The sequence below is a fragment of the Corynebacterium sp. CNCTC7651 genome (assembly GCF_021496665.1).
Taxonomy (GTDB): Bacteria; Actinomycetota; Actinomycetes; order Mycobacteriales; family Mycobacteriaceae; genus Corynebacterium.
In genome coordinates, this window is sequence record NZ_CP071246.1 from 146437 (window position 1) to 160367 (window position 13931).

General features: G+C 64.8%; 15 protein-coding genes. 12 read left to right on the forward strand and 3 right to left on the reverse strand.

The window, feature by feature from the left end; translation table 11 throughout:
* The first annotated feature begins 7 nt into the window (after positions 1-7).
* The gene (mshA, locus tag JZY91_RS00680) at positions 8-1282 is read left to right on the forward strand and encodes a D-inositol-3-phosphate glycosyltransferase (RefSeq protein WP_234948092.1); all 1275 of its coding nucleotides are present in this window, start codon (positions 8-10) and stop codon (positions 1280-1282) included.
* On the opposite strand, the gene JZY91_RS00685 is transcribed toward mshA, so the two are convergent.
* Positions 1279-2433, reverse strand: coding sequence for a S1 family peptidase (locus tag JZY91_RS00685; RefSeq protein ID WP_234948093.1), 1155 nt, complete (start codon positions 2431-2433; stop codon positions 1279-1281). The two genes, mshA and JZY91_RS00685, sit on opposite strands and share 4 nt — an antisense overlap.
* A 111-nt stretch (positions 2434-2544) precedes the next feature.
* Between JZY91_RS00685 and JZY91_RS00690 the strand changes: the two genes are divergently transcribed.
* The 3 genes from JZY91_RS00690 to JZY91_RS00700 are packed head-to-tail and all read left to right on the forward strand — an operon-like array spanning position 2545 to position 5212.
* The gene (locus JZY91_RS00690; RefSeq protein WP_234948094.1) at positions 2545-3291 is read left to right on the forward strand and encodes a phosphoglyceromutase; all 747 of its coding nucleotides are present in this window, start codon (positions 2545-2547) and stop codon (positions 3289-3291) included.
* Positions 3292-3307: 16 nt separating this feature from the next.
* Positions 3308-4516 (forward strand): cell wall metabolism sensor histidine kinase WalK, encoded by a 1209-nt coding sequence (locus JZY91_RS00695; protein WP_234948095.1) that lies wholly within the window; start codon positions 3308-3310, stop codon positions 4514-4516.
* Between the two features lie 6 nt (positions 4517-4522).
* A complete protein-coding gene (locus JZY91_RS00700; protein ID WP_234948096.1) occupies positions 4523-5212 on the forward strand; it encodes a response regulator transcription factor in 690 nt (229 codons plus the stop codon).
* On the opposite strand, the gene JZY91_RS00705 is transcribed toward JZY91_RS00700, so the two are convergent.
* A complete protein-coding gene (locus JZY91_RS00705; RefSeq protein ID WP_234948097.1) occupies positions 5194-6081 on the reverse strand; it encodes a hypothetical protein in 888 nt (295 codons plus the stop codon). The two genes, JZY91_RS00700 and JZY91_RS00705, sit on opposite strands and share 19 nt — an antisense overlap.
* A 33-nt stretch (positions 6082-6114) precedes the next feature.
* On the opposite strand from JZY91_RS00705, the gene JZY91_RS00710 reads away from it, so the two are divergent.
* The 6 genes from JZY91_RS00710 to JZY91_RS00735 all read left to right on the forward strand — a co-directional run bounded on the left by JZY91_RS00710 (position 6115) and on the right by JZY91_RS00735 (position 11197).
* The gene (locus JZY91_RS00710; protein WP_234948098.1) at positions 6115-7074 is read left to right on the forward strand and encodes a Ppx/GppA phosphatase family protein; all 960 of its coding nucleotides are present in this window, start codon (positions 6115-6117) and stop codon (positions 7072-7074) included.
* Positions 7074-8090: a hypothetical protein gene (locus tag JZY91_RS00715; protein ID WP_234948099.1), complete on the forward strand. Its 1017-nt coding sequence runs from the start codon at positions 7074-7076 to the stop codon at positions 8088-8090. The genes JZY91_RS00710 and JZY91_RS00715 overlap by 1 nt, the downstream gene beginning before the upstream one ends.
* Before the next feature lie 45 nt (positions 8091-8135).
* Positions 8136-8948 carry a pyrroline-5-carboxylate reductase gene (proC, locus tag JZY91_RS00720; RefSeq protein ID WP_234949006.1) on the forward strand — a complete coding sequence of 271 codons (813 nt, stop codon included), beginning with the start codon at positions 8136-8138 and terminating at the stop codon, positions 8946-8948.
* Between the two features lie 173 nt (positions 8949-9121).
* Positions 9122-9313: a helix-turn-helix domain-containing protein gene (locus JZY91_RS00725; protein WP_234948100.1), complete on the forward strand. Its 192-nt coding sequence runs from the start codon at positions 9122-9124 to the stop codon at positions 9311-9313.
* A 243-nt stretch (positions 9314-9556) separates the two neighbouring features.
* Entirely contained in the window at positions 9557-9658 is a 102-nt protein-coding gene (locus JZY91_RS00730) for a 30S ribosomal protein bS22 (protein ID WP_003855542.1), read from the forward strand.
* Positions 9659-9895: 237 nt separating this feature from the next.
* Positions 9896-11197: an NADH:flavin oxidoreductase gene (locus JZY91_RS00735; RefSeq protein ID WP_234948101.1), complete on the forward strand. Its 1302-nt coding sequence runs from the start codon at positions 9896-9898 to the stop codon at positions 11195-11197.
* Here JZY91_RS00735 and JZY91_RS00740 read toward each other — a convergent pair.
* Positions 11194-12216 carry an HAD family phosphatase gene (locus JZY91_RS00740; RefSeq protein WP_234948102.1) on the reverse strand — a complete coding sequence of 341 codons (1023 nt, stop codon included), beginning with the start codon at positions 12214-12216 and terminating at the stop codon, positions 11194-11196. The two genes, JZY91_RS00735 and JZY91_RS00740, sit on opposite strands and share 4 nt — an antisense overlap.
* 111 nt (positions 12217-12327) lie before the next feature.
* Between JZY91_RS00740 and JZY91_RS00745 the strand changes: the two genes are divergently transcribed.
* Together JZY91_RS00745 and JZY91_RS00750 are read left to right on the forward strand one after the other, a co-directional pair.
* Positions 12328-12564: a glutaredoxin family protein gene (locus JZY91_RS00745; protein ID WP_234948103.1), complete on the forward strand. Its 237-nt coding sequence runs from the start codon at positions 12328-12330 to the stop codon at positions 12562-12564.
* Positions 12565-12609: 45 nt separating this feature from the next.
* A complete protein-coding gene (locus tag JZY91_RS00750) occupies positions 12610-13923 on the forward strand; it encodes a glutamyl-tRNA reductase (protein WP_234948104.1) in 1314 nt (437 codons plus the stop codon).
* Positions 13924-13931 lie beyond the last annotated feature (8 nt).

A 13931-nucleotide genomic window follows, 5' to 3' on the forward strand; every position in this document is an offset into this window, starting at 1 on the left:
TGGCCGCATGCGCGTCGCCATGATCTCCATGCACACATCCCCGTTGGAGCAGCCGGGGTCGGGCGACGCGGGCGGCATGAACGTCTACGTGCACAACACCGCCACGCACCTGGCGCGCATCGGCGTGGAGGTGGACGTGTTCACCCGTGCCACCCACCCCAGCCAGGGCGAGGTGGTTGAGGTGGAGTCCGGCTACCGCGTCATCAACGTCGTCGCGGGGCCGTACGAGGGGCTGGAGAAAGAGGACCTGCCCACGCAGCTGACGGCGTTTGCCGGCGGCATTGTCCACTTTGCGCGCGCGGAATCTGAGCATACGGGGGCGGGCTACGACCTCATCCATTCCCACTACTGGCTATCCGGCCAGGTGGGGTGGCTGCTTGCTGATCTGGTGGGGGTGCCGCTGGTGCACACCGGGCACACGTGGGCCGCGGTGAAGAACGCGTACGGCACCGACGCCAATGAAAGCGAGGCGCGGCGGATCTGCGAGCAGCAGCTGGTGGATAACGCGGACACGCTGGTGGTGAACACCCCGGACGAGACCGTGGAGCTCGCCCGCTTCTACGACGTGGACCCAAGCAAGATCGCCGTGGTCAGCCCGGGTGCGGACACCGAACTGTTCACGCCGGGCACCAACCGCAACACCGAGCGTTCGCGCCGCGACCTCGGGGTGCCCGTCCACGCCAAAGTGATCGCCTTCGTGGGCAGGCTGCAGGATTTCAAGGGGCCCCAGGTGCTGCTGCGCGCCGCGGGGGAACTCGCACGCCGCCGCAGCATCGACGCCCCGCTACGCGTTCTGGTGTGCGGCGGCGCGTCGGGCGCGGGCTCCAGCGTGGACCGGTACCGCGAGATCGCGCGCGAGGAGGGCATTGCCACCATCGTCCGCTTCCTTGGCGCCCGCCCGCCGCAGGAGCTGGTGAGCATCTACCAGGCAGCTGACGTCGTCGCCGTGCCCAGCTACAACGAAAGCTTCGGGCTGGTGGCCATCGAGGCCCAGGCCACGGGCACCCCGGTGGTCGCCGCACGCGTGGGCGGCCTGCCCATCGCCGTCGCGGAAGGCAAAACTGGGCTCTTGGTGGACGGGCACGACACGTCCGCCTGGGCAGACGCGCTGGAGCAGCTGCTTATCGACGATTCCCTGCGCCTCACGATGTCCCAACAAGCCACCGAACACGCAGCAACGTTTAGCTGGGCCGCCTCCGCGAGCAAGCTGCGCGACGTGTACTCCCGCGCACTAGAGGGCTTTGTCCCGGGCACGGCGACGCGGCGCCCGCGGGGGGCCTAGTTATTCAGCAGTGCCGCGACCTGCTGGTCGATCGCATGCGCGCCCCAGAACGCAATGTTTCGCGCGTGGTCATCCGCGGCCTGACGGATCTCGTCCGGGTTCACCTGGCCGCGGAGTGCCTGCTCACCGAAGCGCGTCGCGTCCTCGCGTGCCGCGTTGGTTGCGCGGTCCAGCTCAGCTCGTGCGTCCGGTATCTGGTACCCGGCGTTCGCGCGGTTGAACTCCTGGTTGATCGCCTCAAACTCCACCGCGTTCGGAGCCCACTCCTCGCGAGGGGCGGTGGACTGAGTGACGGAGAAGTGGTTGTTGACCTGTCCGTCCGGCACCCCAAACGCATCCTCAATCGCGCGGTCCGCCGGCTGCGCTTTGCCCAGCGCCAGGAGGGTGATGGAGGTGGTGCCCAGGATCGCGCCATCGCGCGGGTCATAGTTAATGCCGCCGGAGTCGCCCTTGCGGTAGTTCAAACCGTAGGAGTAAATCCCGTCGCGCGTGCGGCCGATCTGTGTGCCGCAGGAGCGGCCCGTCGTCGCACCGTCCTTGCAGATCGGCTGGCCGAAGTTGTCCAGGGAGAACTCGCCCGGCGCCAGCGTGCGGAAATCGCGCACCGTGGTCAGCTCAACCGCCTCGCCGCGGGACCCGCCTGCGACATCCTGGGACTGGGCGAACTTGGTGTCCGTCACAGCGTTGTCGATGTGCACAATGCCCCAGTCCGCGGTCCAGATTGCAGAGTGCGGATTGGACAGGTCGTGCGCGCCGGGAAGCAACGGCGCGAAGTGGCCAGCCTCTCCGATCCGGGCGTAGTCGCCGTTCTTCGGCACGTAGACGGTCTTGCCCAGCGGCTGCATGCCCGGGATGGCATCAATGCAGTGGGAGGCGGTGAGCATGACGCGCATAGTCTTGCCGTCCGGGGTACGCACGGTGCCGGTCGGGCCCTGGGAGCACGGGTAGACGTAGATGTTGCGCGGGGTGTTCAGCGTGTCACCGTACGCATTGACGGTGGTGGCCGGCGGGTTCGCCGGGAACAGGCGCATCGGGCCGCCGGGGGCGGCCAGGGCCGGCTCCGCAGACGCGGCCGGAGCTGTGGCGAGCGGGGCGAACAGGGCAGTGGCGGCAGCGACGCAGGCTGCGGCACGGGCAAGACGGGAACGCATGCCTTGCAAGGGTAGCCATAAAACGCTCAGATTTCTGGGGAGGCTGGTGGGTGGCTGGCAGCCGTCGTAAAGCATCTGCCCACCTGGCAAATTCGTGGCATGCTTGGGGGTATGGGTAACGGAAAACTGATCCTGGTCCGTCACGGACAGAGCAATTGGAACAAATCCAACCAGTTCACCGGCTGGGTCGATGTTGACCTGACCGAGCAGGGTGAGCAGGAGGCCGTCAACGCCGGCAAGCTGATGGTGGAAAAGGATGTCCTGCCGGACATCGTCTTCACCTCCCTGCTGCGCCGCGCTATCCGTACCGCGAATATCGCGCTGAATGCGGCAGACCGCCACTGGATTCCGGTGGAGCGCAACTGGCGTTTGAACGAGCGCCACTACGGCAAGCTCCAGGGCCTGAACAAGGCCGAGATCCGCGAGGAGTTCGGCGAGGAGCAGTTCATGGAGTGGCGCCGCTCCTACGACACCCCGCCGCCGGAGATCGACGTGGACAACGAGTACGCGCAGACGGATGATCCGCGTTACGCGTTCCTGCCGGAGGTGCCGCGCACCGAGTGCCTGAAGGACGTGGTGGAGCGCTTCCTGCCGTACTACATCGACTCCATCCTGCCGGAGGTGCTGGCCGGCAAGAACGTCATGGTGGCGGCGCACGGCAACTCCCTTCGCGCGCTGGTGAAGTACCTGGACAACATCTCCGACGAGGATATTGCTGGCCTGAACATTCCGACCGGTATGCCGCTGGTGTACGAGTTCGATGAGCACGGCAAGGTCCAGAACTCGGGCGGTACCTACCTTGACCCGGAGGCTGCTGAGGCCGGTGCCGCAGCAGTGGCCAACCAGGGCCAGAAGTAGGCGGCACGGGTAGCGCGTGACGCCTGTACTTGCATTTGTCCTTGGTGTCGCGCTGACCGCGCTCGCCTACCCGCTCTTCGGGCGATTTAACCGTTGGCGGGACCGCAACCGCGAGCACGTGGACGTGGAGGACAGCCGCGTCAGTACAGTCAGCCAGCTGCTGCACCTTGCGGTGCAGGGCTCGCCGACTGGGATTGCCGTGTTCAACCGCAGCGGGCGAGTGCTGCTGTCTAACCCCCGCGCGCACGACATGTCTATCGTGCACGACCGCACGATCAACCCAGAGGTGTGGGATACCGCGCTGGTGGCGTTCGAAGATCTTGAGTCGCACACCATCGACCTGGATTTGCCCAGTCGGGCGACGGGTAGCCGGATCCGAAACGTCAGCGTGATTGTGAAGCCGCTTGCGCTCACCCACAACTCCTACGTCATCGCCTACTCCAGCGACGAGTCCGAGAATGTGCGCATGGAGGCGGCCCGCCGCGACTTTGTGGCGAACGTGTCCCACGAGCTGAAGACCCCGGTGGGCGGCATCGCGCTGCTGGCGGAAGCGCTGGTGGAAGACCCAGGCGATGAGGAGCTGGTAGCCCACTTTGGCGAGAAACTTGTCAAAGAATCCCACCGCATGGGCGACATGATCACAGATCTGATCAGTTTGTCCAAGCTCCAAGGTGCAGAGGCGCTGCCGGAGATGTCGCCGGTGCGGATCGACGATGTTATTGATGACGCGATTGCCCGCAACCAAGTTACTGCGGAAACCCGCGAGATCACCCTCACCCGCGGCGCGCCAACTGGGCTTGAGGTGATGGGGGACCAGTCCCTGCTGACTGCCGCGGTGGCCAACCTGGTGAGCAACGCGATCAACTACTCACCCAACGGGCAGCCGGTAAGTGTCACCCAAAAGGTGGTACGGGATTCGATTTTGCTGGTCCGCGTCACCGATCGCGGCATCGGCATCGCCCCGGAAGACCAGAAGCGCGTGTTCGAGCGCTTCTACCGCGTAGACAAGGCGCGTTCCCGCTCGACGGGCGGGACGGGTCTTGGACTAGCCATTGTGAAGCACGTGGTGGCAAACCACGGGGGTACTATCAAGCTATGGTCTCGGCCTGGCACTGGGTCGACGTTCACCATTGAGCTGCCGATCTACCGGCCGGCTGCGGTGGACCCCGTCGATGCTGACGTGGAGGCTGAGGCACCGCAGAGCCCAGCGCGCAGGAAGGACTAAGACGAGATGACCACCATTCTCATCGTTGAGGACGAGGAATCCCTGGCTGAGCCGCTCGCCTACTTGCTGCGCAAGGAGGGTTTTGACACCCTGACCGCCCCGGACGGGCCGAGCGCCCTGGAGCAGTTCAGTGAGGACACAGTGGACTTAGTGCTGCTGGACCTGATGCTGCCGGGCATGAGCGGTACCGACGTATGCAGGAAGCTGCGCTCCGAGTCTGACGTGCCAATCATCATGGTCACCGCGCGAGACTCCGAGATTGACAAGGTTGTCGGCTTGGAGCTGGGGGCGGACGATTACGTGACCAAGCCGTACTCCACCCGCGAGCTTGTCGCGCGCATCCGCGCCGTGTTGCGCCGCGGCCCTGAGGTGGAAGAGGTCGAGGATTTCGACGACCAGATCCTCGAGGGTGGGCGCGTCAAGATGGACGTGGAGCGCCACACCGTGCTGGTGGACGGCCAGCCGGTGGCAATGCCGCTGAAGGAATTCGACCTGCTCGAGTACCTCATGCGCAATGCGGGCCGGGTGCTCACCCGCGGCCAGTTGATCGACCGCATTTGGGGCGCGGACTACGTCGGCGACACCAAGACACTGGACGTGCACGTCAAGCGCTTGCGCACGAAGATTGAGAAGGAACCGTCGCGCCCCCGCCAGCTGGTCACGGTGCGCGGCCTCGGTTACAAGTTCGAGGCGTAGCTGGCCGGGTGCGTTGCCTTTGCCGCTGCTGGGAGCGCGGCGCGGGCATCGCAGTGCGCGGCGAGTACCTGGTAGGGCTGCTCGCCGATTAGCGCTATGAGCTCATTTCTCATCGACTTGTAGACGGGTTCTACGCTGCCGTCTTCCAGTGGGGTGTGGCACGCCGGATCCCCGGTGCACCACCAGTCGAAATCTTCGCCGCCCCCGCCCCACTGCCGGCGGTCGTACTCCCCGATGGTGGTGCGCAGAATCTCTTGGCCGTCGGAACGCTCCTCCCATGCATCCTCGCGGGAGAACGGCACCTGCCAGCACACCTCCGGCTTCGAGCCGACGAGCGGTTTCCCGGATGCCATCGCCCATTGGTGGAGGGCACAGCCCGGGCCGGTCGCGGCATCCGCGCGGTTGGCGAAGATGCAGGCGCCATCTACGACGATGGTTTTCAGGTTCGGCTCATCCTCGTCGTCGAACTCCAGCCACGGCTCCAGGACGATCGGGTCCGCGTTCGCAATGTAAGAGTCCACATCGTCCGGGCGCAGCTGCCAGTACTTTGCGGGCATTTCAGCTACCGCGTTATACAGGTCGTCCCGGTCCGTTTCGTCCGACAGGTACGCCCCGTGAATGCAGCATCCCACCACCGGCAGCGAAGCGTCGATGCCGTGGCATTGCGGCGTGCCGAAACGGCACGACCACGTTGATTCGGCCCACGTGAGGTCGATGGAGAAGTAGTGGTGCGGGTCTTCCGGGTGGATGAACTCGAACCACTCCCGCGGGAAGTCCGGCGGCACTTCGCGCCCCGCCAGAATGGATTTGCCTGCGGGCGAGCTCTCAGGGAATCCGAGGAAAACTGGTTTCGGGGCTGGTGAATTCACACCTTGGTACCGTAGACCCGTTACTCTGGCTGTGTGCGTTTAGGTGTATTGGATGTAGGCAGCAATACCGTTCATCTCGTTGCGGTGGATGCCCGCAGCGGTGGACGGCCCACTCCGATGTCGGATTGGAAGCAGCCCCTGCGCCTAGTGGAGTTGCTGGACAAAGACGGCAATATTGAAGATAAAGGCGTTGACAAGCTGATCGACGCCGTCCAGGAAGCCGCGGACCTCTCAGACAACCTGAAGTGTGAGCAGTTCCTGGCATTCGCAACCTCCGCGGTGCGCTCCGCGACGAACTCGGACGACGTGTTGAAGCGCGTGGAGAAGAAGACTGGAGTCCAGCTGCGCGTGCTCACCGGCGAAGAGGAAGCGAAGCTGACTTTCTTAGCTGCTCGCCGTTGGTACGGCTGGTCCGCCGGACGCATCACCAACCTGGATATCGGCGGCGGCTCGCTGGAGATGTCTACCGGCACCGAAGAGGTGCCTGATCTGGCTGTGTCGCTGGATCTGGGCGCCGGCCGCCTGACTCACGAGTGGTTTGATACGGATCCGCCGGAGCGCAAGAAGATCAACATGCTGCGCGATTTCATCGATGCGGAGCTTGCTGGCCCGGCTGAGCAATTCAAGGCTGTCGGCGGCGATGCCGCACTTGCGGTGGGCACTTCGAAGACGTTTAGGTCGCTGGCCCGCCTCACCGGTGCCGCGCCGTCTTCCGCCGGTCCGTACGTCAAGCGCACGCTGACGGCACCGGGCCTGCGCCAGCTCATCGCATTCATTTCGCGCATGACCGCGGCTGACCGCGCGGAGCTGGAAGGCATCAACGCGGATCGCTCGCACCAGATTGTTGCCGGTGCGTTGGTAGCGGAAGCCGCGATGCGCGCGCTGAATATTGATAAGTTGGAAATTTGTCCGTGGGCCCTTCGCGAAGGCGTGGTCTTGAAGTGGATTGATCAGGGCCATGCCCCAGAAGGAAACAAAGGAGACGATGACTGATGGCTGAGGAGAAACAGCTCACCGTCGCTGAAATCCTTGCGAAGGCCCAAAAGGAAAACCCGGAGGCTGGCACCCGCCGCCGCCGTCGCCGCAGCTTGGAAGAGGGCGGTGTCTCCGTTGCCGAGCTGACTGGCTCCATCAAGAAGGTCGAAGCCCGCCCGGCCGAGGCCAAGCACTCGAGCGTGCCTATCGACGGTCCGGAGCCGGCCACCAAGCCAGTGCAACCGGCCTCGAAGCCTGCACCACCGGCGAAATCGGATGTCCAGCCGGCGGCAAAGCCCGCGCAACCGGCGGCAAAGCCCGCGCAACCGGCCACTAAGTCCGCTGAGCAGGTAACCCCTGCAGCCAAGCCCGGTTCGTCGCGGGTGGAAGCAAAGGCGCAGGAGTCTGCCAAGTCCCAGGGCACGGATGACAAGACCGTCGTGATGAAGGCTGTCAAGGACTCCGAGCCAGCGAAGGACTCCGAGCCAGCGAAGGCAGAGCCGTCGAAACCCGAGCAAGCGAAACCCGAGCCAGCGTCTGCCAAAGACGTGAAGGCTCCGGCGCCGGCAGCTCCTAGCGTCGCAAAGCCCGCACCGGCTGAGAAGCCCGCGAAGGTCGCTCCGGCCGCGGAAGCGGACACCTTTGACCCGTTTGCGGAAGATTTCGGTGCCGGTGGCGTCGAGGGTTCCTACGAGAAGGACTTCGACCGGGACACTGATCCGGTGGAGCCTGCCCGCCAAGATTCCGAGCTTGGCGTGCCGGCGGATGAGATCGAGGTGGAAGAGGATTCCATCAACCCGATCGTGTTGGTGCTGTTCATCTTCCTGGGGGTTGTCGCCGGCATCCTCGGGTTCCTGCTGTTCCAGTGGGTGTGGGCGACCACCTCGACCACCGTCGCAGCACTGCTTGGCGTGGCAGCCGTGCTCGCCGTCGTGTTCGGCGTGCGCGCGATGCGCACTGGGCGCGACGGCCTAACCATGGCGCTCGCCGGTGTGGCGGCCGCGGTGGTCGCGTTCGGGCCGGCGCTGCTGTAGCTTGCGCGGAGTCCTAGGCTTGGGGGTATGGACAAGCTTGAGGGCATGGGCAAGATTGCAGTGATCGGTGCCGGCAGCATCGGCGAAGCGCTAATTGCCGGCATGGTTGCTGCGGGGGTGGATCCGCGCAGCATCGTGGCCACCAACCGTTCGTCGGAACGCTCTGCTGCGCTGGCAGAGCGCTTCGGCATAGAAACCAGCAACAATAACGTCGAGGCTGTCACTGACGCTGACGTGGCGTTGTTGTGCGTGAAGCCCGCGCAGATCGCGGACGTCCTGGCGGAAATTGGGGACACGCTGGCCGTGGCGGATGATTGCGCGGTGGTGGTTTCCATGGCCGCGGGTGTCACGCTCGCCACGATGGAGGAGGCGGTGCCGGTTGCCGGTGCCCCGATTGTGCGTGTGATGCCTAACACTCCGATGCTGGTGGGCAAAGGCGTGCTGGCTGTGGCGTACGGGCGCTACGTGGCAGAGGATCAGCGCGAGGCGGTGCACGAGCTCTTGGCTACTGCGGGCCGCGTCATCGAGGTGGATGAGGGGCAGCTCAACGCTGTGACCGCACTTTCCGGTTCCGGCCCGGCTTACTTCTTCCTGCTTGCTGAGGCGCTTATCGACGCCGGAGTTGCCCTCGGACTGCCCCGAGAACTGGCGAGGGAGCTTGCTCGGTCCACTGCTGCGGGTGCGGGCGCCATGTTGGAGCGTGGAGACGATCCGGTGGCGCTGCGGGCCGGGGTGTCTTCGCCGGCGGGGACCACGGTCGCCGCAATCAGGGAGCTGGAGGAGTCCGGTCTGCGCGGCGCTCTCTACCGTGCAACCGAAAAGTGCGCGCAGCGCGCCGGCGAGCTCTCGCACCGTTAGTCACCGCGAGTCACAGAAGCAAACACCAGCAAACTTTCAGCACTTTGAAAAATTGGGGCCCCATAAGTCGCGATTGGCCCAACTTTCACGCTAGGCTGGTTCAAGCACGTGCGTGTCCGTCCTGTGGGAGGGGAAGCCTACAGCGCGTTGACGTGCGAAAGGTTAATAACGCAATGGCTAATGATGAAAAGGGCAAGTTCCTTACAGTCGCGGAAGTCGCGGATATTATGCGCGTTTCCAAGATGACCGTGTACCGTCTCGTCCACTCCGGCGAGTTGCCGGCGGTACGCGTCGGTCGCTCATTCCGGGTTAATGAGTCTGCCGTCGGGGAGTATCTCGAGTCCTCGGTCTACGACGTGGGATAAGCGTAAGCGGTTGCGCCGGCACCGGACCTTTTCGCAGGTTCCCGGTGCCGGACTTTTTTGCCCTCATCTAGGCGGGCTGTATGCTTTACACCATTCATTGCCGGCGTGGCCGCGGTGCGTGTGCACCGCACTGCGGCGCTGTGTTCCGGGTGGTCCGGGTGCCCCGAGTATCCCAGGCGCCTGGGACGCACCTGATGCGCTGGCGAGCGAGTACATGTACAGACTAAGAAACGAGGATGCCCAATGGGTTCTGTGATTAAGAAGCGCCGCAAGCGCATGTCCAAGAAGAAGCACCGCAAGATGCTTCGCCGCACCCGCGTGCAGCGTCGCAAGCTTGGCAAGTAGGCGCTACAGAACTTCTCTGTCGCACCTCACGCAAAGGCCCGCTCCGGTACATTCCGGCGCGGGCCTTTCGCTTTGCCGTGGACAGCTTGCTGGCACGGCCCGGGCGAGCTGCAGCGCGGGGTTAGGGTGGGCAAAGAGCGGGGTAGACGCATGTAGCCAATTGTGACACACCTCCTAAAATAGAGGTGTACGTATGCGCGCCACTCCGGCGCTGCAGGTGTTAGAAAGGACACAATTTTGAGCAACGCAACCACGCCCCGCGACCCCCAAGCCATCTTTCAGCCGACCAAGCTCGGCCCTGTCGAGCTGCGCAACCACTTCATCAAGGCTGCGACGTCTGAAGGCCGCTCCCCGGACGGCAAGGTGACGGATGAGCTGATTGCGTACCACGAGGGCTTTGCTGCCGGCGGTATCGGCATGACCACCCTGGCGTACTGCGCAACCTCCAAGCGCGGCTTCTCCGCACCGGGTCAGATCCTCATGGAGCGTGACTCCCTGCCGGGGCTGAAGGACTTCACCGCCACCATGCACGAGCACGGCGCGAAGGCATCCGCGCAGCTGGGCCACGCGGGCCCGGTGGCCACCCGCCCGCTGATCGGCGAGACTCCGTGGGCACCGAGCAAGTTCATCAACCCGACCAGCTTCAACTACTGCAAGGGCATCTCCAAGGACCAGATCGACCAGGCAATCCGCGAGTTCGCCGATGCTGCCGAGCTGGCTGCAGAGGCTGGCTTCGACGCCCTCGAGCTGCACTTCGGCCACCTCTACCTGCCGTCCTCCTTCCTCTCCGCGTGGATCAACCGCCGCGATGATGAGTACGGCGGCAACATTGAGAACCGCTCCCGCTTCGTCCGCGAAATCTCCGCCGCCGTGAAGGAGCGCGTGGGGGACGACGTCGCCATCATCGCCAAGATGTCCATGACGGACGGCATCCCGGGCTCCATCATCCTGCCGGATTCCCTGCAGACCGCCCAGATGCTGGACGCGGACGGCAACGTGGACGCCATCCTGCTCACCCAGGGCTCCTCCGTGCTGCGCCAGATGTGGCTGTTCCGCGGCGACGTGCCGGTGGACGGCTTCGCCCAGCACATGCCGTTCCCGTTCAACGTGGGTGTGAAGATGTTCGGCAAACCCATGCTGGGCAACTTCGAGTACTACGACATGTACATGTACGACGATGCCCGCCAGTTCCTGGACAAGGTCAAGAACACCAAGCTGGTCCTCCTGGGCGGCTTGACCCAGCGCGAGCACTTCGAGAAGGGCTACACCGAGGGCTTCGAGTTCTTCGAAATCGGCCGCGCGCTGCTGCGCGAGCCGGACATGATCCAGAAGATCGAGGCGAACCCGCAGTACAAGACGCTGTGCGACCACAACAACTACTGCATGCCGTCCGTCTTCGGCCGCACGCACTGCGTCTACTCCCCGGATTACGCGGCTACCCCGGCGGACCGCCAGATCCGCCCGGAGGAAACCGCCTCCGCCTCCATCTCCATGTATGACGGCATGTCCGCCAAGGAGAAGGCGAAGTACGGCCTCTAAGCCCGCTTCCGGCGCCTCCTGCGCGCCACGCCGATCCCCGCGGCCGCAACCAAGGCCGCGGGGATTACGTATGCGCGGGCTACCCGACGCATGGAGCGGTAGTCCCGCACGAGCCATCCCTGGGCCTTTGCGTGCCGACGCAAGTTCCTATCCGGGTTAATCGCCACTGGCGAGCCCACCATTTGCAGCATCGGCAGGTCATTGATGCTGTCCGAGTACGCAGTGCACTTCTCCAGGTCTAGGCGCTGGATTGCGGCGAGCGCGGCCACCGCATGCTTCTTGCCCGGGCCGTGGAGGATATCGCCGACCAGACGGCCGGTGAACACCCCGTCCTCTTCCTCTGCCACAGTGCCCAGCGCGCCGGTGAACCCCAGCCGCTCTGCAAGCGCCTGACCGATCTGCACCGGCGTCGCCGACACCAACCACACCTGCTGGCCGGCGGCAATGTGCATTGCGGCCAGGTCGATGGTGGGCTGGTACGCCTTGTCCAGCATCTGCCTATCGACGATGTCCTTGCACAGCGCCTTGAGCTCCTCCACCGACTTGCCCTTGACAATGCTCAGGGCCTGCTCGCGACCCTCCGCGATGTCCTCGGCGTTCTCCGAGCCGGAGAGGCGGTAGCGCAGCTGCTTCGTCAACGCCGGTGCGAGCTCTCGCAGGGAAATGTAGCGGCGTTTCGCCAGCTCCTCCGCCAGCAGGATCAGCGAGGACCCCTGGACCAGCGTGTTGTCGATGTCGAAGAACGCCGCGGCGCCGTCATCTTGCGGCACATCCGGGTCCGGCTGGGTCAGTTTCGGGCGGCCGGCGGTGGCGAACGCACCCCCGACGGAGTGGACGCCGAGCGAGAACTCGTCGATATCGATGCCGAACGTCTCGTGCACAGCGGCGGCCGCGGCAGCTTCACCCGCGGTACGCTGCGCATCCTCATCAATTGGTGGAAGCGCGAGATCCTCGAAGAAGCGGCGGAGATTGCCGTGGGAGACGGACCAGTGAGCGAGCAGGTCGTTGGGCTCTGCCATTGCGGGGGCAACCGCCTTTCTCCAGGTGTTAGCGTCTTCAGGGATGAGTCAAGTCATGGTACCGCGCCCAGGGGTCTGCGGCACCACACCAGAAGCAGGGAGAGCAGCGATATGAAATCCGTTGAGCTGATGGTTCGCCAAGGATGCGGGTCCTGTGTGCGGGTGGAGGCGCAGATTGCTCCGATCGTCGACAAGCATGGCGCAAGGTTCGCTGTGGTGGATGTGGACGGGGACCCGGAGCTGGCGGCGGAATTTGGGGACCGCGTGCCGGTGGTGTGCATCGACGGGGAGGAATTCGCGTGCTGGGAGGTGGACAGCGCTGACCTCGCGTCGGAGCTTGCCCGCTAGCGGGGTATCCTTTAGTTTGATGTGCATCCGAAATGGAGGGATTGCGTGAGCGTACTCGTTGTGGGAATGTCCCACCGGTCAGCACCCGTGTCTCTGCTTGAGCGGTTGAGTATGGATGATGCCGTCCAGCATGACACCAGCGAGGCGCTGCTGAAGCAGCCGTCGGTGAGCGAGGCGATGATCATCTCCACCTGCAACCGGCTGGAAATCTACGCCATGACTAACGCGTTCCACGCCGGCGTGCAGGACGTGCTTGAGGTGCTCTCTGATGTCTCGGGAGTCTCTGAGGCGGAGCTGCGCACGTACCTGTACGTCCGCTACGCGGACGCTGCAGCGGAACACATGCTCACCGTTGCCTCGGGGCTGGATTCCATGGTGGTGGGGGAGCAGCAGATCATCGGCCAAGTGCGCGCGTCTTACCTGGATGCGGCGGAGCGCGGCACCGTTGGGCCTACCCTGCACCTGCTTGCGCAGACCGCGCTGCACACCGGCAAGCGCGTGCACACGGAAACCGGGATTGACGACGCTGGAAATTCCATGGTCACCTTCGCCCTCGATGAGGCGCTTGGGGTGCTTGGTGCAGACTCTTTCGAGGGCAAGACCGCGCTGGTGCTCGGTGCGGGTGCGATGAGCTCGCTCGCGGCCACCCAGCTGGGCAAGCGCGGGATTGCGAAGCTGATTATTGCCAACCGCACGCGGTCGCGGGCTGAGCGCCTGGCGGAGCACGCGCGCGAGGCTGGCGTGCCGGCGGAGGTTGTGGACTTCAACGCCCGGGCGGGAGCGCTGGCGCGCGCGGATATTACAGTGTCCGCCACAGCGTCGGACGGTTTCACCATCACCGCGGAGGACCTGTCCGGCCCGGCGGTGCTGGTGGACCTTTCGCTGCCCCGGGACATTTCCGACGATGTTTCGTCGCGCCCCGGCGTGCACCTGATCAATATTGAGTACCTGCACACCACGCGCGGCCGGATGGCAACGCAGGACTCGATTGCGCTGACGCAGGCGGAACAGATTGTGTCCGAAGAGGTCGAGGCGTTCTCTGCGCAGCAGCGCGTGCGCGAGGTTGCGCCGGCGGTGGCCAAGCTGCGCCAGACGGCGAGCGAGGTGCAGGACCTCGAGCTGGAGCGGCTGCGCGCCCGCCTGCCGCACGTGAGCGACGAAGATTTCGAGCAGGTTACCCGCGCGGTGAGGCGGATCGTGGACAAGCTGCTGCACACCCCGACGGTGAAGATCAAGGAACTCGCGGCTTCCACCGAGGCGGTGCGGGTGGACACGGTGATTGAGGAGCTTTTCGGGCTCGGCCGCGCGTCCGTCTCCGTGGACGCTCAGCGGCTGCCGCTGCCGCAGGAACTGAACTAGCGCGAAGG

Coding starts and splice junctions, on each gene's coding strand:
- mshA (WP_234948092.1), top strand. CDS start 8: ATGCGCGTCGCCATGATCTCCATGCACACATCCCCGTTGGAGCAGCCG.
- proC (WP_234949006.1), top strand. CDS start 8,136: ATGGGCAAGATTGCAGTGATCGGTGCCGGCAGCATCGGCGAAGCGCTA.
- JZY91_RS00740 (WP_234948102.1), bottom strand. CDS start 12,216: ATGGCAGAGCCCAACGACCTGCTCGCTCACTGGTCCGTCTCCCACGGC.
- JZY91_RS00745 (WP_234948103.1), top strand. CDS start 12,328: ATGAAATCCGTTGAGCTGATGGTTCGCCAAGGATGCGGGTCCTGTGTG.
- JZY91_RS00700 (WP_234948096.1), top strand. CDS start 4,523: ATGACCACCATTCTCATCGTTGAGGACGAGGAATCCCTGGCTGAGCCG.
- JZY91_RS00685 (WP_234948093.1), bottom strand. CDS start 2,433: ATGCGTTCCCGTCTTGCCCGTGCCGCAGCCTGCGTCGCTGCCGCCACT.
- JZY91_RS00730 (WP_003855542.1), top strand. CDS start 9,557: ATGGGTTCTGTGATTAAGAAGCGCCGCAAGCGCATGTCCAAGAAGAAG.
- JZY91_RS00725 (WP_234948100.1), top strand. CDS start 9,122: ATGGCTAATGATGAAAAGGGCAAGTTCCTTACAGTCGCGGAAGTCGCG.
- JZY91_RS00690 (WP_234948094.1), top strand. CDS start 2,545: ATGGGTAACGGAAAACTGATCCTGGTCCGTCACGGACAGAGCAATTGG.
- JZY91_RS00715 (WP_234948099.1), top strand. CDS start 7,074: ATGGCTGAGGAGAAACAGCTCACCGTCGCTGAAATCCTTGCGAAGGCC.